This window comes from Terasakiispira papahanaumokuakeensis (assembly GCF_001709345.1).
In the GTDB taxonomy this organism is placed as follows: Bacteria; Pseudomonadota; Gammaproteobacteria; order Pseudomonadales; family Halomonadaceae; genus Terasakiispira; species Terasakiispira papahanaumokuakeensis.
Window position 1 is genome coordinate 3,889,953 of the sequence record NZ_MDTQ01000001.1, and the last position, 18,265, is coordinate 3,908,217.

Consider the following 18,265-nt stretch of genomic DNA (forward strand, 5'->3'; position numbering starts at 1 on the left):
CGCTTGTGCCGAAAGCTTCTTCCACAGTCTCAAGGTGGAAGCCATTCATGGAGAGCTATTTAAAACACGAGATACGATGAGGCGTCAGGTGTTTGAATACATCGAACTGGACTACAACAAGCAACGACGGCACAGCGCTATAGGGATGATCAGCCCAGAGGCATTTGAAGTCCGCACAATCGCTTAAACCAGTGTCCACTGTTGTTGGGTAAGATCAAGGTTCGCCACCACTTCGACCAAAAAGATGGAGGCGAACTGCGCAGGGTTGGTCGACCGGCGTAGAAGGAAACCGGCACACCCGAAGGCGTCCCCGCGCAGCTCGCCATAACAGGCATAAAAGCGCTGTTAAGCGCATGCTGCGCCTTCTACAGTCGGGCGACCAAACCCGAACCACTGATTGTGCAGCGGCTCGCGAATGATGTCTTAGGGTGGGAATGGAGTCAAGGGGGCCGTGTTGGCGGTTACGTGGCGATCTAAGCGCCGAGTGACGCAGAAATATGAACACCCTCTATTCATATTTTTCTAACTCATTTAGCAAGTCAAAATGGAATTCCTCTGCTGTTTTTACTGCTGACTCTGCTATATCAGGAATTATAAATATAGCAATTGATATACTATCCTCTTTTAGCATAAGAAGTAGTTCGTCAATTAAATAATCAATTCCAATTTCTTTTACCTGAGCGTCCTTCCATTCATCTTTTGCACATACTTCAGCACTTTCCTTTGTTGGCCATATAGGAAAAAACTCTGACTGACTATTTCCAGTTAGTACCCAGCCATCATTGTATAAGCCCCATGCTGATTCATTGTCTGCTATCTTTTTTACTGTATAGACATAGCGATCTTTTATTTCTTTTCGCTTAAGTGCTTCATATTCTTTGCTTGGCATAATGTTGATCACTCTTCTGATTTCAAGAAACAGCGGCCACAGGCATGTCTTTTGTTTCGTCGTCCTTTATCGTCATACCTATGTTGTAGTCTATGCAGGTCGATATGTTGAGGCTCCGAGTATTCATACCCAAACCCTTTCTGTGATTCGTAACCTCTTCTGTGAGCCATTTGGTAACCAGGAGGATTGCGGATCGACCTCCTTTTTCCTGAGCTAATTGAATTTTGCTCTTGCTGTATCCAACCTCTCACATGGTTAGGTTGTTTAGGATCCTGTCCAATTTCGCGTAACCGTGCTTGCTTACCACTACGACCACTCAACCCCAGCGGGTCGATCCAGCCCGTTGGGTTGGGGGCGTATTGGTAGAGGTTGTCGCCGCCCATAAGGCCGATGGGGTCTTGGGTGGTGAATCTGCCAATACGGGGATCATAGTAGCGAAAGCGGTTGTAGTGAAGGCCGGTTTCGGGGTCGTGGTATTGCCCTTGAAATCGAAAGGGGTTGTGAACGTGAGGCTTTTCGCCTTGGCCGTTGTGGGCTTGGGCGAGTTGGCCCCAGGCGCGGTATTGGCCGCTCCAGACGATGTGACCTTCAGTGTCAGTGATGTCTTGTGGGGTGCCGAGGTGGTCGGTCTGGAAGTAGTAAAGTGTGGCCGTTTGGGTTTGATAGCAACGCAGGGGTTGCCGGTCGGTGCCAGTCGCTGCGAGGGCGGTGTGGTCGAAGCCTGCGGTCAGTTGAGCCAGGGGGATGAAGCTGTCTGGCTCGTATAAATAGGTCGCGGTATGAGTCGGCACCAAGTCGCTGGCGTCGAGGGTGTGGACCTGTTGGGCGATCGGCCGGGGAAATTTCCGCCGGGGATTTTCGGGAATAAGGCCCGGTGGACGGCTGCGGACCGGCTGGTGAATGTCGCCTTCGAAACGGGTTTCGCTTTGGAGCAGGTCGCCATCCCAGGTGAAAACGGTAAGTTCGGGCGCTTGCCCGTCGATCTCGACTTGTTTCCAAACACGGCGGCCGAGGGCGTCGTAGCCGTATTCGGCTTTGGTTTGCGCTTTTACCGAATCCCCTGCGGCCGGGGCTTGGGCGTACTGGCAGGCTTCGACCAGCCGATGTTCGGCGTCGTAGCGGTATTCCCAGGTACTGCCGCCAACGGTGATGCTGCGGGTGAGGTTGCCGTGGGGATCATAGTGGTAACGGGTGTCGGCGAAGCGTTTGAGCAGGTTGCCCATCACTGTCGGGCCGTTGCGGCTTTTGTCTTGAGCCGAGGTGCCAGTAATGGACAGATCCGCCCGCCATTCGGTGGCGCGGGTATGCGAATCCGCTGCGGCGGCGTCTTGTGGGTCAATCAGGTTGCTGGCCGGGTCAAAGTCAAAGCGTTCAGCTTGGCCGGGGGCGAGGGCTTCGCGTAGGCGGCCTAGCGGGTCGTACTGGTATTGGGTTGGCCCGCGCTGTTGATCCTGCACTTGGCTGAGTAGGCCGTTGACGGTGTATTGGTACTGACGTTTGATGGTCGGCCGTCGGCGCCCCGGTTGATGCTGCGATGACGGCGCGGCTTGAGATCCCTCCGCTTGAAAAACCTCTTGGGCCAAAAGGCGCCCGACCGGGTCGTAACGCAGTTGCGTCTGTTGGCCTTGTTGATGGCGGGTGACGGCGCGGTGAAGGTCGTCCCGCTCGAAGCTGATCAGGGAATCCCCATCCAACGCCATGCCGTGCACATGACCCGAGCCATAACGGAGCCAGGCGATTTCGCGGCCGTCTGGCAGGGTCGTGGTCTCGCGGTTGCCGAGGGCATCATGGGTATGGCGGGTGACGCTGGCCCAGTGGGCGCCATTGGGCAGTTGTAACCGCTGGGTTTCAGCGATCAGGTTGTCCTGGGCGTCATAGTCAAAGCGGGTGTCACTGCCCGGGGCGCGGGCGGCGACCAAACGGCCCAGAACGTCATAGGCGTAGTGGGTAATCTGCTCGGGCATGCCGGGGCGAGCGCTGCGCCGGGTGATCGGTTGGCCCAGGGGGTCTCGCTCGAAGCGCACGACACGATCCCCTTGTTGGACTTCACTGACCCACCCGGCGTCATCGTGAATATAGCGGGTGGTGCGACCATCAAAGCCGGATTCTTCGACCAGCTGCCCAGCCCCGTCATAGTGGAATTGCCATTGATCGCCGTTTTGGTTGATCAACCCGACCAAGCGGTTGAGGCGGTCGTAACGATACTGGAAGCGATGGCCCATTGGGTCCTGACGTTCAATCGGTAGCTGAACGCCGTTGTAACGATAACGGGTGTGATGCCCGGCCGGGTCGGTGTAATCGACCAGTTGGCGCTCACCATCATGGCGGAAGCGCTCGACGGCGCCATCGGGGTGATGGATGGCTAAGGGCAAGCCGAGGATATCGCGCTCGTATTGCGTCGGTTGGCCGCTGGCATCGGTGATGCAGGCCAGGAAACCGCGATGATCGTAGGTGTAGCGGGTGACTTTGCGGGAGCAGTCACTGGCACTGATCAACTGGCCTAGGGCGTTCCATTGATACTGGTAGGTGTTGCCCTGGGGGTCGGTCATGGCGATGAGCTGGCCTTGCTCATCGTGCTGGTATTGGGTGGTGCGACCGCTCGGGTCAATCGCTTCGGTGGGCAGGCCGCGCTGATCGTATGCGGTGGTGTGCTGACGTCCCTGAGGATCGGTCAGGGTGGTCGGCAGGCCTTGCTCATTGTATTCGATGCGGGTGGTCAGGCTGGCCGGGTCGGTGATGGCGGTCAGGCGACCGGCGTCATCATAGTCGTAATGGGTAGTGCGGCCTTCGCCATCGATATGCGCCCGCAGGTTACCTTGGCGATCCCATTGCCAGCGCTCGGTGCCGATACTGTCATCATAGGGATAGGTGATGGATTCAATGCGGTTTTGGGCATTGTAGCGGTAGATGCGGACGACGCCCTCGGCATCGGTGACCCGGGTGTACCAGAGGTCACGATGATATTCGAAGGTGGTGTCATCACTGCCGTCGTCCACCCGGTTGCGCACACAACGGGCACTGCGGGCATTGGGCACAGCGTCCGGTACGGTGGTTTTGTTGGGCCAATCCCAAGTCAGGCTGACGCCCATACCGTTAAAGTCGGTGTAGCGGGTCAGCAGGTGATGCTGATAGGTGTACTCACGCGAGTAGCCGCGGGCATCCTCATGGCGGATTAAATCGCCTTGGCCATCGTAGTGATAACGGGCCAGCACTTCCGGCGCTTGATCGGTCTCGGGGAAGTGGCGTTCGATATGGCTGAGGAGTGGCCGGGAGACCGACGTGTAATGACAGCGCAGCAAGAGTCCGGCGCCATCGCTGATTTCATGCAAGCGGCCCTGTTGATAACGCAAGGTAAGCGCGCGGCCATCCACCTCTTGTTGACGCACCAGACGGAAGTGCACCGTCGGATCGTCGGGCCGGAAAGTGGCGGATTCGGGGATCAGCTGAAAGTCGTCGTAGCTACCGTCTAAATAGGTGATGCGGTAATGCTGCTCATCCGGTCGACTGAGGGTGAAATGCTCACGGGGCTCCACATACGTTTGGCCGATCGCCAAGGGCACTAACGGCACCGCCCGGTTTTGCGGATCAATGAAATACAACTGGGTCAGATGCTGTTCCAGCCGGATATGATAAGGGCTGCTCCAACGCGCACCCAGTTCACTGTCATCCAGCTGGTCGGTGCTGGACCGGTACAATCGGGTCCACTCCACCGTGAGCCGACCGGGCACACTGAAATCGGTTTGCCAGAGGTTTTCATCACCCATGACATAGTCGATCGGGTGGGCGGTATGGGTCTGCGGCGCATTGATCCCACAGGCGGTACAGCCTGCCGGTAAATCGCTGGGCTTAGACGTGCCATCATGGGTACTGCGCGGCACCACGGCATTTCGACGACTGTGGTTGGGGGCCCCGGTATTGACCATCGCTTGGTGGTCAACCCCACGGCGGCGACTGCGACGCTCAATCAAGGCCGCCGCCAAGGTCGCGGCCACGGGCAATAACAGATTAAAGCCTTCGGCCACCATTTGATTGGCCGACACGCCCAAATCATCCAGCGCTGAGACCAGCTCATCACGGGTGTCATCACCGAGCCATTCGACCAGCTCATCAAAGGCTTTGAGCACAATGCGCTTACCGTGCTCATCGATCTCCCACCAGCTGGGATTGGCTTCAATCAATCCGACTTGAATGGCACCTTCGACCGGGTCTTTGACCAACCCTTTAATGCCACTGATGACGCTATTAATGAAGTTCTGAATCGTCGACTGTTGGGATTGCAACCAACTCTGGAATTTCTCCATAAAGGCGATGGCATCACCGCCCGCTTCAGCCCAGAGAATATCCGCCGCAATGGCGATGCCTTCACCGCGAGCAAAGGCTAAAAAGGCCTCTCTTGCGGCGACTCGAATTGGCCGAGAGGCATTGCCTGCCGCAGGAATAATGCCGATAGCATCGATCACCATAATGGCCCACAGCCACGGGTTTTCGACATTGGGATTACCCTGGCGATCGTTCTCGGTGAGATTGACAATATCGCGGGCGACATCGCCAATGGCCATCACATTACCGACCACCGGCACCATATAAGCGGCCTGAATGACCACATCCAACACCGTATTGCCCTCGGGCTCGGTTTGAATATCCACCGGCGGCGTTGAGATCTTGTCGTAAGGGGTGGCATTCATCACCCTTTGATGAATCGCCTGCTCACGCAACTCCGGGGGGACATTGGCGGTGGTGTTGTCATTCAGTGCGGTGGTCATCGTTTTTCCCTAAAGATGAAGCCGTGATGAAGCTGTAAAGTAGTAGACGCGCCATCAAAAGCGATCTTTAAAAAAGCCATTTTTTTGATCTAAAAGAGGCCTGTTTGATGAATGAATCATCATCGATCAATATCAGGATAAGGGATCAAACCATGTGTCGAAAAAGCGTGACAACTGTAAGCAAAAAGAGACGCTAAAATGAAAAGTTGTCGACAGGAAAAGACAGCTAATAATGAAAAAAGGAAGTATGAATATGGGCGGATGATACGCAGGTTGATGTCGATAAAAGCAAGATGCTGAGCAAAAGCCTGATAAGAGAACGCATCAGCCCAAGACGGCGAGGGCGAAAAACTGGATAATGGCGGGCAATTGATTCAGGTGTTCTGCCTGATCCCTGCTCATTTCCCGGTTTTGGGTGTTCTGCTATGCAAATTAACGTCAATTTTCTCGATAATCTGCGCTTGGAAGCGAAGTTTGATGACTTCACGGTGGTGACGGATCAGCCCATTCGTTACAAGGGGGATGGCTCTGCACCGAGCCCATTTGATTATTTTCTCGCCTCATCGGCGTTGTGCGCGGCTTACTTCGTGAAGGTTTACTGTAAAGCCCGAGATATTCCGACCGAGAATATTCGGCTTTCGCAGAACAATATTGTCGATCCTGAGAATCGCTACAATCAGATTTTTAAAATCCAGGTGGAGCTGCCGGAAGATATTTCGGATAAGGATCGCCAAGGGATTCTACGCTCGATTGAGCGTTGTACCGTCAAGAAAGTGGTGCAAACCGGGCCGGACTTTCAGATCGAAGTGGTGGAGCGTCTGGATGAAGATGCTCAGGCCTTGTTGATGACGGCGCCGAGCGATTCGGCACGGACTTATATTCCAGGCAAGGATCTTCCCTTAGAAGACACCATTGCCAATCTGACAAGCTTGCTGTCGGATTTAGGCATGAAGATCGAAATCTCTTCATGGCGCAATATCGTACCGAATGTGTGGTCGCTGCATATTCGTGATGCGGCTTCACAAATGTGCTTCACCAATGGGAAAGGGTCGACCAAAGAGAGTGCTTTGGCTTCCGCGCTGGGTGAGTTTCTGGAGCGACTGAACTGTAACTTCTTTTATAACGATCAGTATTTTGGTGAGGCCATCGCCCATAGTGAGTTTGTGCATTATCCCAATGAGCGCTGGTTCCAGCCCGGCCCTAATGATGAGCTGCCGGAAGAGATCCTGGATGATCATTGTCGGGCGATTTATGCCCTGGACGGTGAGCTGAAAGGTTCGGATCTTTATGACACCAATTCCGGCAATATTGAGCGGGGTATTTGTTCATTGCCGTATGTGCGCCAGTCGGATGGTGAAGTGGTCTATTTCCCGTCGAATTTGATCGAGAACCTCTTCCTCAGTAATGGGATGAGTGCCGGGAATACGCTTTATGAAGCCCAGGTACAGTGTTTATCTGAGATTTTTGAGCGTGCGGTGAAGCGCGAAATCCTAGAGCAGGAAATCGCATTGCCGGATGTACCGCAATCGGTACTGGCTCAGTATCCGGGCATTGTGGCGGGGATTGAAGGGCTTGAAGCGCAAGGATTCCCCGTGCTGGTGAAGGATGCGTCTTTAGGGGGGCAGTTCCCGGTGATGTGCGTCACCTTGATGAACCCGCGTACTGGTGGTGTGTTCGCCTCTTTTGGGGCGCATCCTAACTTTGAAGTGGCGTTGGAGCGCAGCCTGACCGAGTTGCTCCAAGGGCGTAGCTTCGAAGGCCTGAATGATGTGCCGCCCCCCACGTTTGAAAGCCATGCGCTGACTGAGCCGAATAACTTTGTGGAACACTTTATCGATTCCACCGGTGTGGTGTCCTGGCGTTTCTTTAGTGCTCGTGCGGATTACCCCTTTGTTGAGTGGGATTTTTCTGTCGCGGATGACGAAGCGGATCGAGGCAGCGCCAATGCACAGGAAGCCGAGCGTTTATTCGGGATTCTTCGTGATTTAGGTAAAGAAGCCTATATGGCGGTGTATGAGGACCTAGGTGTGCCGGCTTGTCGTATTTTGGTGCCGGGCTATTCCGAGATTTATCCGGTCGAAGACCTGGTGATGGATAACACCAATAAAGCGCTGTATTTCCGTGAAGATATTCTCAACCTTCACCGCTTGGATGATGAGCAATTGACGGATTTGGTCGAGCGGTTGGAAGACAGTGAGTTGGATGATTATACCGATATCACGACCTTGATCGGGGTCGAGTTTGATGACAATACGGTCTGGGGGCAGCTGACGGTATTGGAGTTGAAGCTCTTGATCCACTTGGCCTTGAATCGGCTTGAAGAGGCCAAGGAAGAGGTCGAGATGTTCTTGCAGTACAACGACAATACCGTTGAGCGAGGTCTCTTTTATCAGGCCATGAATGCGACGCTGGAAGTCGTCTTGGATGAGGCGATGCAGCTGGGGGATTACATCACTAACTTCCGCCGCATGTTCAATGATGAACGGATGGAGGCGGTTGTGAGCTCGATTGAGGGGACCGTCCGTTTTTATGGTCTCACGCCGACCAATATGCAGCTGGAAGGGTTGGATAAGCACCTGCGATTGATTGAAAGCTATCAAAAACTGCATGCAGCGCGCGCGGCCTGGGCTCAGCGCCATGCTTAATGGTGCTGTTTCGCGGGCGGATTGATGCCTGAAGGCGACACTTGGGGGCGCTGCGGGGATGCGGCACGCTGACGGCTGAATCCTGTGAGTCAAAAGGAGCACCGAGATGAGTCGACATTGGAAAGTATCAAGTGCCCTGCTATTAGGCGCGATTGGGCTACCGCTGATCAGTGGCAGCGTGCTGGCGGATGATATCGAATATGGTCTGTGGGAAATGCAGGACGAGACCACTATTGAGATGCAGGGCCGGACGATGAATATCCCTTCTGATGAGCCGGATCGTGTGTGCTTTTCTTCCCGTAAGCAGTTATTGGATACGTTAATGAACCCCGAGCGGGATGAAAGCCAGCCTGATTGCGAGCAAACCCTATTGGATAATGATGGCGGACATATTGCCTACACCGTGTCTTGCAAGCAGGGTAATGTTGAAATGGCAGGCAAGACGGCATTGAATTTTGACGGTGACCAGATGACCGGAGAAGTGCATATGCAAGGTGAAAATCCCAACCAAGGTCAGGTCACGTTTACCAGTCAGTTGACCGGCCAGCGCGTTGGGCCTTGTGAAGAAGGCCAGTAATGCCATGGCTGAGTGGGTATCACAATGGGTAAGGCGGTGTGCTACCGCACTTTTGTTGGCATCATGGGGCTTTGTCTCTATGTCGACTTATGCCGCGGATGAGCCGATTAAATTGGGGCTCTGGGAGATTCATGGGCAGCCACAGTTGCTGCTTTATGGTCAGCCACTGCCTCTACCGCAGGGGCCTTGGCGAGTGTGTATCCGCTCACGTGAGCAATTAATTAATCACTTGCGCCAGCCTCAGGTATTGAATGGTCGGGCACAGTGTCAAAGTCAGGTGGTCGAAAACAAGGGCGGGCATATTGCGGTGCGGATGCAATGCCAAGGTCAGGTCGGCGCATTGAGTGGGTTAGGTGAGGTGAATTTTTCGGGGGATCAGATGCAAGGTCAGCTGAATATGCAGGGGCATGGCCCCCAACAGTTGGGGCAACTGACCTTGAATGCTCAAGTTAACGGCCAACGATTGGGCGACTGTCGATAACGGTTAATCATGTTTTAATTGCGATGAGAATACGCTGGGGGCGAAGCATTAACCGCCGGCGAATTTAACGGTATAGCCCTGCTGTTCCAGTTCGCTTTTTAGCGTCTCGCGATGATCCCCTTGGATCTCGATAGTGCCTGATTTCAAGGCGCCGCCACTGCCGCAACGTTTTTTCAGGGTTTGTGTCATGGCCTTGAGCTCGGTTTCGGTTAAGGGTAAACCGCTAATGGTGGTGACGCCTTTACCTTTGCGGCCCTTGGTTTCTCGTCTGAGCCTGACAATGCCATCTTGCTGGGCGATGCGTGCTTGATCGGCTTCGCTGATCTCCGGTTCTGACGTTTCGTGGGATGTTGTGTCAGTTGAAATCGGTTGGGCCAGCCCGAGCTGGGCCAACTGATCCTGAAGTGATGCCATTGTCGATCCGTTCTCTGTTTTGATTGCTTGTTACCCTAGCGCAACGTGACGTGTGTCGCCAGCGTTGCCGGCTTTGGGTAGGATAAGCTGATTTTATTTGTGATCATACAAGGACTTTGCAATGAAAGCCCTGCGCCATTTTGTAACGGGAATGCTCGTTATTTTGCTGCTTTTGCTCAATACCCTGGTGGGGATTGTGCCCATGATGATCATGGCCTTGTTGAAGTTACTACCGGCTCCTCCAATGCAGCGCGTGTTGGGGAATGGCATCATGTGGGTGGCTCGGGCTTGGGCCACGGTTGACCAATGGATTTTTGCCGCGTTAACGCCGACCCGGTGGGATATTCAAGGGCGTGCCCAATTAAGCCGAGATGAATCTTTATTGGTGATTGCTAATCATCAGTCTTGGGTGGATATTCCGGCCCTGATTGAAGCGCTGAATAACCAAGTGCCGGACTTTAAGTTTTTCCTGAAGCGTGAGCTGGTTTGGGTGCCGTTCTTAGGCTTGGCATTTTGGGCACTGGACTTTCCTTTTATGCGCCGCTATTCGAAAAGTGTGTTGCGTAAACATCCTGAGTTGGCTCGCAAGGATTTGGAAACGACTCGTCGGGCTTGTGAAAAATTCCGCCATTATCCGGTCAGTGTCATTAACTTTATTGAAGGCACTCGGTTTACACCGGCGAAACATGAGCGTCAGCAGTCTCCTTTTCAGTGCTTGTTACGCCCTAAAAGTGGCGGGGTGGCTTATGCGCTGGATGCGATGCAAGGACAGATTCGCCACCTGCTTGATGTGACGGTGTTCTATCCAGACGGGGTGCCGAATTTTTGGCAGCTATTATCGGGTCAGGTCCGGCGTGTGGTGGTGATTTTGGATAAACAGCCCATTCCTGAACATTTGATTAATGGCGACTATCAGGGCGACCCCGCCTACCGTTCGGGGTTTCAGCAGTGGTTGAATGAGCGCTGGCGTGCCAAAGATGAACGTTTGGTTCAATGGCGTGAACAGGGGCGTAAAACGGGCTCTGATCATTCTATTTCCTGAGTGGTTCTTTCCTTTCTTATCCAAGATTATACCGATCCTGCTATAGTTACTTTCGTACAATCGCCTTTGTACAACTATCTGAGTAGTATTGTTCAGTACATTTGTCTGTTTCAGTGCATTTGTCTGTTTCAGTACATTCATCGCTGTACAGAGGCGAGGTTTGCAGGGTTCTATGCCCCGATACGGTTTTTCTTGTGTGCTGCATCAGCCTTGGCTTGTTTGCGTGTGACGTGGATAAGTTCTGTGCTGAGGCCGCTTGGGGTATGCTAAGTGGGTTGGCATTGTACCCGTGACTCCTCCGATGCTGAGCTATCACATTGATGACGATTGAGAGGGACATTGATTTGTCGTTGATGCGTTAGGCCTGAAGGTTTCGGTCTCGTTATCGACTCTGCAGGTCGCTGTCAGTGCTCGGATCATGTAACGTGAGTCATGTGTACAATGTTAATTGATCATGCAATGTACGATTTTGTCCCTTTTCATTCATCGACGTCAGCAAGGAGACACTCCCGTGACGCACGAGAATTCGAACGATAAAACACAACAAACACCGCCTGCTTCAGAGGGCATTCCGGCGCCGGAAGGTCCGGCTAATCTAATCGATACCGATTACGTGATTGGCCAGGACAATATCACGACCAATACCTTTGGGTTTGATGTCGACCTGCATGGTAAGGTCTTCACTATCTCATCATTAGTGATCCTCGTTTTTGTTATTCTGACTTTGGCCTTACAGACCGAAGTGGGACCTTGGTTTGAAGGGCTGCGTAATTGGTTAACCAGCCATTTGACCTGGGTCTTTTTGCTGGGGGCCAATGTGTTCGTGGTGCTCAGCCTCGTATTGATTTTTACGCCTTTGGGTAAAGTCCGTATTGGTGGTGCACATGCGAAACCGGATTACAGCTATATGGGCTGGTTCGCGATGCTCTTTGCTGCCGGTATGGGGATTGGCCTGATGTTTTATGGTGTGTCAGAGCCTTTAACCCACTTCAGCACCTCCATGGCGGGCACGACTATGGAAAATGGAGTGAGGACGGACTGGGCGCCGCTCGGTGGTGCGGCCGGTGATGAGCAGGGCGCGATTTCCTTAGGGATGGCGGCTACGATCTTCCATTGGGGCCTACACCCTTGGGGCGCTTATGCCATTGTCGGGCTTGCTTTAGCGCTGTTCTCTTTCAACAAGGGGCTGCCGCTGACCATGCGCTCGATTTTCTATCCGATTCTGGGTGAGCGTGTTTGGGGCTGGCCGGGCCACCTGATTGATATCCTCGCTGTCTTTGCCACACTGTTTGGGCTTGCCACATCGCTCGGGCTCGGTGCACAACAGGCGGCAGCGGGTCTGCAATATTTGTTTGATATTCCCCCTTCCAAATTGACCATGGTCATTTTGATCGTCGGGATTACCGCGGTGGCACTACTCTCGATCCTGGCCGGTGTCGACAAAGGGGTACAACGCCTTTCCCAGATCAATATGGGGCTGGCAGCCTTGCTGTTGCTCTTTGTGATTGCAGTGGGGCCGACCGTGATGATTCTGACGGGCTTTTTTGAAAATCTCGGTTCTTACTTAAAGTTCTTGCCTGAATTGGCCAATCCATTCGGCCGTGATGATGTGAACTTCAGTCAAGGCTGGACAGCCTTTTACTGGGCCTGGTGGATTGCATGGTCGCCGTTTGTCGGCATGTTTATCGCACGTGTGAGCCGTGGCCGTACGGTACGTGAATTCCTGATTGCGGTACTGCTTGTGCCCTCTATCGTGTCCGTCTTGTGGATGACTGCTTTTGGTGGCACTGCGATTGGCCAAGTGATTAATGATGGCTTTACTGGTGTTCAAAATGCAGCGTTAGAGGTCAAGTTGTTCGCCATGTTGGGGCAACTGCCTTTGGCTGAAATTACTTCTTTCATCGGTATTGTGCTGGTCATTGTGTTCTTCGTGACGTCGTCGGACTCGGGTTCATTGGTGATCGATTCGATTACCGCTGGCGGTAAGGTCGATGCGCCGAAAGCACAGCGTATTTTCTGGGCGATTATGGAAGGGGCCATTGCCATTGCATTGTTGCTCGGCGGTGGTCTGGAAGCCTTGCAAGCGATGGCGGTATCGACGGGCCTACCGTTTACCATCATTCTACTGGTGGGATGTTATTCGATCGTGAAGGGTTTGATGAGTGAGCCTAAAGCGATCAAGTAAGCGGTCTCATCGAGGTATAAGCGGTCTCATCGAAGTAGACATATGATATGACGATCGCGTGATCAGCATAAAGCGGCCTTCGGGCCGCTTTATGTGTTTTAAGTGATGTGTTTTAAGTGATGTGTTTTGAGTCGTGCGATGTGTGTTGACTCGTGTGCTGCTACAGCACCGTAGGCGTTAACCCCAGAATTCGCTGATTGGGGTATCCGGGCTGAAGTGAGTGGCCACTTGGGCTTGAAAGAGCTCAGCTGTGGCCAGCGCGTCGGTCAAGGCGTGATGAGCTTGATAAACCGGTAACCCATAGCGGTTGCGACTATCATGCAGCCGGATAGACGAGGGCTGGCGCCCGACCAAGCGTGACCATAGTGTGCGCCAGCCACGTCGTTCAAAGCGCGCTTCAATGGCCATGGTGTCAATCATTGGGCAGCGTAACCCTTCACCGCGACGGTCTTTGATGGCCGAGTCCAGAAAAGGGCGTTCGATATTGGCAAAATGAACCACTGGGATATGCCCTGTCAGTTGATTCAGTAGCTCATCTAGAATGTCGTTAAAGTCAGGGGCTTCGGCAATTTCCGAATGAGTGATCCGGTGGAAGGTGATGGATTTCGATGATAGCGGGCGCGGGGGCCTGAGCACCCAGTAACGGCGTTCGCTAAGACGAATACGGTCAAGCGTAAAGGGCTGGATGCCTACGCTGACAATGGCATGTCGATGGGAGTCCAGCCCGGTGGTCTCCATATCCAGCGCGACCATGGGGATATCCTGAATCGGCGTGTCAGGTTCAGGACATCCGTGGGCAAAAAAGTGTTGAAGGGCGCTATCCTGAACCTCGGCGGCTCGGGCAGCATAATATTCAGACCAGGATATTGCGTTTTTTGTCATCAGCGCCCCGACATGGGATAGCGGAATTTCAAAAACTTCTGTGCGCTACTGAGCACTTGGAAGGCCTCTTTCAAATTATGGCGTTCAGTATCTGAGACATTTTCTGGCTCAATATTATTATCAGGTTCACGATCTTCCTGCAGGTCAATGACCTGGTGACGAATACGGACCATTGAAATAAACTCCAGTGCATAACGAATACGATCGCTGATGCCCGGGGCCAGTAAAGCGGTTTCACTGATGTCATTGAGGCGCTCAAATGAATTCTGGGCGCGCGATCCGCAGGCCAGCGCATGGATGCGAATCAGGTCAATCATCGGTGCAGTACCACGCCGTTTTAGGTTGATAGAGTTATTATGTTTGCCATCTTTTTCCATCACGAAAGTGCGGAAGAAGCCCAAAGGTGGTGTGCGTAAGAGCGCGTTACGCGCCATAGCGGCAAGAAATTTGGGGTGTTGTGAGGCTTTGGTGGCCACTAGATCCTGTAACTGTTCAACAAAGTGTTCTTCCCCGTGAACCGCATCTAGATCAAAAAAGATAGAACTGTTGAGCAAGCGCTCTGCGTTGGGATGCATGATCCATTCGCTGAAGTAGCGTTTCCAAACACTCAATGGCTGACACCATTTAGGGTTGGTCGCCATGATGCCGCCTTTACAGTAAGTGTAGCCACAGATCGCTAAGCCATCACAGACAAACTTGGCCATGGCTCGGAAGTAGTCACCATGCTGTTCTGGGTCATAACCATCATCTAGGACTAAGGCGTTGTCCTGATCCGAGAGTACTGTCTGTTCATTTCGTGCCATAGAGCCCATTGCCATAAAGGCGTAAGGCACCGGCGGTGGGCCCAGCTGTTCTTCGGCCAGTTCTAATAGGCGACGGGTGAAACTGCGGCCAATGGTCGAGAGTGCCTGACCCACCATATGAGAGTTGGCGCCTTCGTTCACCATCCGCACGAAGGCGGCTCTGACATCAGCACTGAGATGTCCCAGCCCTTTTACGCTCTGGTGATTGAAGATGTTATTCACCAGATAAAGGCTACTGTGTGTTTCGTAGCGAATAATGTCCGATAGATGCAGTACGCCAACGGGACGACGGCGTTTTAGAATCGGCAAATGGTGAATATTGTTACGTAACATGCTGAGCATGGCTTCATAGACCGAAGCATCGGACTGTAACGTGATGGGTTTTGGGCTAATGACGTCGCCGATACGGGTGTCTGGGGGGAGTCCTTGGGCCAGAACACGGGTACGAAAATCGCGGTCGGTTAAAATACCAACTAAGCTATGCGAGTGGCCGTTAGCATCGGTGAACACGCGTTCCGGCAGGTGCTCCGGTCTTTCCAGGACAAGGACGGATGAAACACTTTCCTCACTCATCCGCTGTGCTGCTGTTTGTACGGTTTCGTCCGCCGTGAGCATGACCGGGCTGCGGGTCAGTAATTTCCTAACCCGCGTGATCATCATGTCATTTTCTTTATGTTGCTGCTCAACAGTGGATTTCAGTCTTGAGCCTTCGGCTTCGACAAAGTCGGCAAAACTCTCATCTTCATCGCATAGACGATTGAATACGGCCTCTGGGATGAAATAAATCAGGCTGTCTTCCAGGGCTCGAGCCGGGAAACGCACCTGATGGCTGCGCAGCAAGCCAAAGTGGCCGAAAATATCCCCTTCACTGAGTCGATTATAGAGATCGCCACCACGGCGATAAATTTCGACGGCACCGCTGCGGATGTAGCACAGCTCATGAATGGGTGCATTAAGCAGCAGGATATCCGTCCCTGCTTTGAAGTAGCGGATTTCGACTTGTTCCGCTGCGGCATCTAATAAATCATCCGAGATACCGTCAAAAGGGGGGAAGCGCCCCATATGATCACGAATTTCCAGCAGCTCGACATCCACGCCGATTCTCCTTAACGAAACGCCTGATAGATTCGTTGTTCGTCACTGATGTTGATGATCACTGGCTTGAGTCATCGCTGGTTTGAGTGGCCAGTGATCCAGTGCTACTCATAGTGAGGTGATCGTCATCAAGCCCTTTTGACTAGGCTCTGGCTGGCGTTTACTCACAACGATGGACGTCAGTCTGGCCTTTGGCAGGGATGCTGTAAAGGCTGAGATGTGATGGGGTCGCGCGGTGCAGTGATAAAAGCGCGGCCTGTAGGCCGCGCGATGATCAAGCGTTTTGATATTAGGCTTTTTTGACTGCAATGGGCTCCTTATTGACTCCCGAGCGCCTTGAGCCTTTCGGCGGCGGCGATGGTATTTTGACTCATGGTGCTTAAATGATCGGCATCCTGACCATTGGCTTCGGCCAGGTGATAAATACGCTCTGCCATTTGGCTGATGTCTTCCGCCACATTGGATTGTTGTTGCGTCGCGGATGAGATGCTCATGGTGTTATTCCGAATATGGTCAAACGCAGGCACAATATCGTTGAAAATTTGTTGCGTTTGTTGGGCCTGACCCAGGGACGATTGTGACGCATTGTGGCTTTCTTCAATGGCTTCCACGGCCTGATGAGCCCCGCTTTGTAGCTTATTGATGATGCCATCAATTTCTGAGGCGGACTCTTGTGTTTTGGATGCCAAAGAACGCACTTCATCAGCCACTACAGCAAACCCACGGCCTGCTTCTCCGGCGCGTGCCGCTTCAATCGCCGCATTCAGTGCCAAGAGATTGGTTTGTTCCGAGATCGTTTTAATGACCTCTAGGATCGAGCTGGCTTGTTGCGCATCGTCTGAGAGCTGGTCGATGACCTGTCGGGCGCTTTGTAGGCGGGCATCTAATTGTTCAATCGCCTGACTATTCTGGTCAACGCTTTGGCGTCCCTGATCGACTAAGGCTGAAGCTTGTTCGGCGGCTTCTGCGGTGGTGCCGGTGTTGTCAGAGATTTCATTGGCGCTGGCAGACATTTCATTAATCGCGGCGGCCAGTGTTTCGTTTTCTCCCATCTGTTGTACCGCGCGATCACTCAGTTGTGTACTGAGTTGGCCCAAGCCTTTGGCATCATCACCGAGTGTCGTGGCTTCGCTCACGATTTGATGAAGAATCGCCGCGAGGTGTTCACCATAATGATTGACCGCTTGTTGAAGCTGACCAATTTCATCCTTGCGCTCAATCACCAGTTTATCGTCGATATGGCCTTGAGCCAGTTTATTGACTTGGTCGGTGGTGGCATTGAGGCTGGTGATAATGCGGCGGCCAAACAAGATCAGGGCGATTGCAAAGACCAGTACCAAGGGGGTCATCACGAGAAACAGCCCCTTTGTGATATGATTAACAGCTGCCATTGCGCGCTTATGCGGCAAGATCATCGCGACGGTCCACCCCTGCTCGGGCATGGTGGTTTTCAGTAGTACTGATTGATCATGGCCGACGACACTGGCAGGAAGTTCCTGGGTGGTTTCGTTACGACTCATCGCCGTTTTTAAAGGAGCCAACCCTGGGTAGCGTTGGATCGCATCATCAAGCGTTTGCATGTTGAGTGATTCGCTGCGAATGCCGGGGAAAGAGACGATGCGTCCGGTCTGGTCCAGCACCACGTTGTAGCCTCCGGTGGTCGAATTTCGAGCCTGTAGCATTTTATTCAGACCGGATAGCATGAGGTCGACAGTGGCGACGCCCCAAAATTGACCGTCTCTTTGCACTGGAACGGTGCAGGTGACCATCGGGGTGCCTGACACAGGGTCTTCATAAGATTCAGACCAGCCGCATTGTCCGGCTTTCAAGGTTCGTCCCACTTGGTACCAGCTTTCATTGTGGTAGCCCGTGCCCGCCGGATCATTGTAATCATTTAGCAGTTCTAGCTGGCCGCTACTATTGCGGGCCCAAAAGAAAGAGGCCCTTTCGGTGCCTGGGGAGAAGCGGTTGGGCTCAGGCCAAACCCCGCCCCCTGCGATGGCGGCATTACCAAAGTTATCGATCAAGGGAGCCAGTTGTTGTCTCCAGGTCTCACGATTCAGTGGTAAAGAGGCGGCTTGTGACGCAATACTTTGAGTGAGTGCCTCGGCTTCTTTAAGGGCGATTTCGATCTGATACGTGGTGCTTTCGATGGTGTCCCGTGAAGCCTGTAATTGATTCTGGTACAACTCAGGCCGGGCAAACATTTGCATCACCAGGACTAATACCAGCAATGCGGCGACGACTAGGGTGACCCCTAACCAGAGAATTTTACGATTTAGCGTCATAAATCTGACCTCTCATGGCAATGACTTCCTTATCGCTGAGTCTGTGTGACGTTGTGTGAATGCTGGTTATGCAATATTTATGCATGATTGTGTGGCAGCTGGGTTAACACAGGTTTTCAGACGATGTCCGTGTTGTTGATATCTCGCTAATGTACCGCATGGGAGTCCGGCGGTGTAAGCCCCCAAAGTTTTGAGATTAAC

Annotated in this window: 12 protein-coding genes; 6 read left to right on the top strand and 6 right to left on the bottom strand. The window is 53.0% G+C overall.

Annotated elements, in window-relative coordinates; all coding sequences use genetic code 11:
* Window positions 1-187 (top strand): IS3 family transposase (locus BFW38_RS17805; RefSeq protein ID WP_139116710.1); only part of this gene is annotated, 187 nt, incomplete at its 5' end.
* 321 nt (window positions 188-508) lie between these two features.
* Here the strand turns inward: BFW38_RS17805 and BFW38_RS16990 are convergent.
* Window positions 509-889: a DUF2750 domain-containing protein gene (locus BFW38_RS16990; protein WP_068999999.1), complete on the bottom strand. Its 381-nt coding sequence runs from the start codon at window positions 887-889 to the stop codon at window positions 509-511.
* An 8-nt stretch (window positions 890-897) separates the two neighbouring features.
* Window positions 898-5,652, bottom strand: coding sequence for an RHS repeat-associated core domain-containing protein (locus tag BFW38_RS16995; RefSeq protein WP_069000000.1), 4,755 nt, complete (start codon window positions 5,650-5,652; stop codon window positions 898-900).
* A gap of 425 nt (window positions 5,653-6,077) precedes the next feature.
* On the opposite strand from BFW38_RS16995, the gene BFW38_RS17000 reads away from it, so the two are divergent.
* The 3 genes from BFW38_RS17000 (at window position 6,078) to BFW38_RS17010 (ending at window position 9,355) form a co-directional block, all read left to right on the top strand.
* Window positions 6,078-8,297, top strand: coding sequence for an OsmC domain/YcaO domain-containing protein (locus tag BFW38_RS17000; RefSeq protein WP_069000001.1), 2,220 nt, complete (start codon window positions 6,078-6,080; stop codon window positions 8,295-8,297).
* A 106-nt stretch (window positions 8,298-8,403) separates the two neighbouring features.
* On the top strand, window positions 8,404-8,874 hold the full coding sequence (locus tag BFW38_RS17005; protein WP_069000002.1) for a DUF3617 domain-containing protein: 471 nt from the start codon (window positions 8,404-8,406) through the stop codon (window positions 8,872-8,874).
* Between the two features lie 79 nt (window positions 8,875-8,953).
* Window positions 8,954-9,355, top strand: coding sequence for a DUF3617 domain-containing protein (locus tag BFW38_RS17010; protein ID WP_069000003.1), 402 nt, complete (start codon window positions 8,954-8,956; stop codon window positions 9,353-9,355).
* 48 nt (window positions 9,356-9,403) lie between these two features.
* Here BFW38_RS17010 and BFW38_RS17015 read toward each other — a convergent pair whose 3' ends face one another.
* Complete coding sequence (locus tag BFW38_RS17015; protein WP_069000004.1) at window positions 9,404-9,769, bottom strand: translation initiation factor; 366 nt, start codon at window positions 9,767-9,769, stop codon at window positions 9,404-9,406.
* A 121-nt stretch (window positions 9,770-9,890) separates the two neighbouring features.
* On the opposite strand from BFW38_RS17015, the gene BFW38_RS17020 reads away from it, so the two are divergent.
* Window positions 9,891-10,811, top strand: a complete 921-nt coding sequence (locus BFW38_RS17020; protein ID WP_218186445.1) for an acyltransferase — start codon at window positions 9,891-9,893, stop codon at window positions 10,809-10,811.
* 511 nt (window positions 10,812-11,322) lie between these two features.
* On the top strand, window positions 11,323-12,996 hold the full coding sequence (locus BFW38_RS17025; protein WP_245686185.1) for a BCCT family transporter: 1,674 nt from the start codon (window positions 11,323-11,325) through the stop codon (window positions 12,994-12,996).
* A 177-nt stretch (window positions 12,997-13,173) separates the two neighbouring features.
* Here the strand turns inward: BFW38_RS17025 and BFW38_RS17030 are convergent, their stop codons facing one another.
* The 3 genes from BFW38_RS17030 to BFW38_RS17040 form a co-directional block, all read right to left on the bottom strand.
* Complete coding sequence (locus tag BFW38_RS17030) at window positions 13,174-13,878, bottom strand: 3'-5' exonuclease (protein WP_069000006.1); 705 nt, start codon at window positions 13,876-13,878, stop codon at window positions 13,174-13,176.
* Window positions 13,878-15,776, bottom strand: coding sequence for a DUF294 nucleotidyltransferase-like domain-containing protein (locus tag BFW38_RS17035; RefSeq protein ID WP_069000007.1), 1,899 nt, complete (start codon window positions 15,774-15,776; stop codon window positions 13,878-13,880). The genes BFW38_RS17030 and BFW38_RS17035 overlap by 1 nt, the downstream gene beginning before the upstream one ends.
* A gap of 317 nt (window positions 15,777-16,093) precedes the next feature.
* Window positions 16,094-18,064: a methyl-accepting chemotaxis protein gene (locus BFW38_RS17040; RefSeq protein WP_069000008.1), complete on the bottom strand. Its 1,971-nt coding sequence runs from the start codon at window positions 18,062-18,064 to the stop codon at window positions 16,094-16,096.
* Window positions 18,065-18,265: the final 201 nt, after the last annotated feature.

Excerpts from the sequence above, each read along its gene's own strand:
- BFW38_RS16990 (WP_068999999.1), bottom strand. The coding sequence starts at position 889 with ATGCCAAGCAAAGAATATGAAGCACTTAAGCGAAAAGAAATAAAAGAT.
- BFW38_RS16995 (WP_069000000.1), bottom strand. The coding sequence starts at position 5,652 with ATGACCACCGCACTGAATGACAACACCACCGCCAATGTCCCCCCGGAG.
- BFW38_RS17000 (WP_069000001.1), top strand. The coding sequence starts at position 6,078 with ATGCAAATTAACGTCAATTTTCTCGATAATCTGCGCTTGGAAGCGAAG.
- BFW38_RS17005 (WP_069000002.1), top strand. The coding sequence starts at position 8,404 with ATGAGTCGACATTGGAAAGTATCAAGTGCCCTGCTATTAGGCGCGATT.
- BFW38_RS17010 (WP_069000003.1), top strand. The coding sequence starts at position 8,954 with ATGTCGACTTATGCCGCGGATGAGCCGATTAAATTGGGGCTCTGGGAG.
- BFW38_RS17015 (WP_069000004.1), bottom strand. The coding sequence starts at position 9,769 with ATGGCATCACTTCAGGATCAGTTGGCCCAGCTCGGGCTGGCCCAACCG.
- BFW38_RS17020 (WP_218186445.1), top strand. The coding sequence starts at position 9,891 with ATGAAAGCCCTGCGCCATTTTGTAACGGGAATGCTCGTTATTTTGCTG.
- BFW38_RS17030 (WP_069000006.1), bottom strand. The coding sequence starts at position 13,878 with ATGACAAAAAACGCAATATCCTGGTCTGAATATTATGCTGCCCGAGCC.
- BFW38_RS17040 (WP_069000008.1), bottom strand. The coding sequence starts at position 18,064 with ATGACGCTAAATCGTAAAATTCTCTGGTTAGGGGTCACCCTAGTCGTC.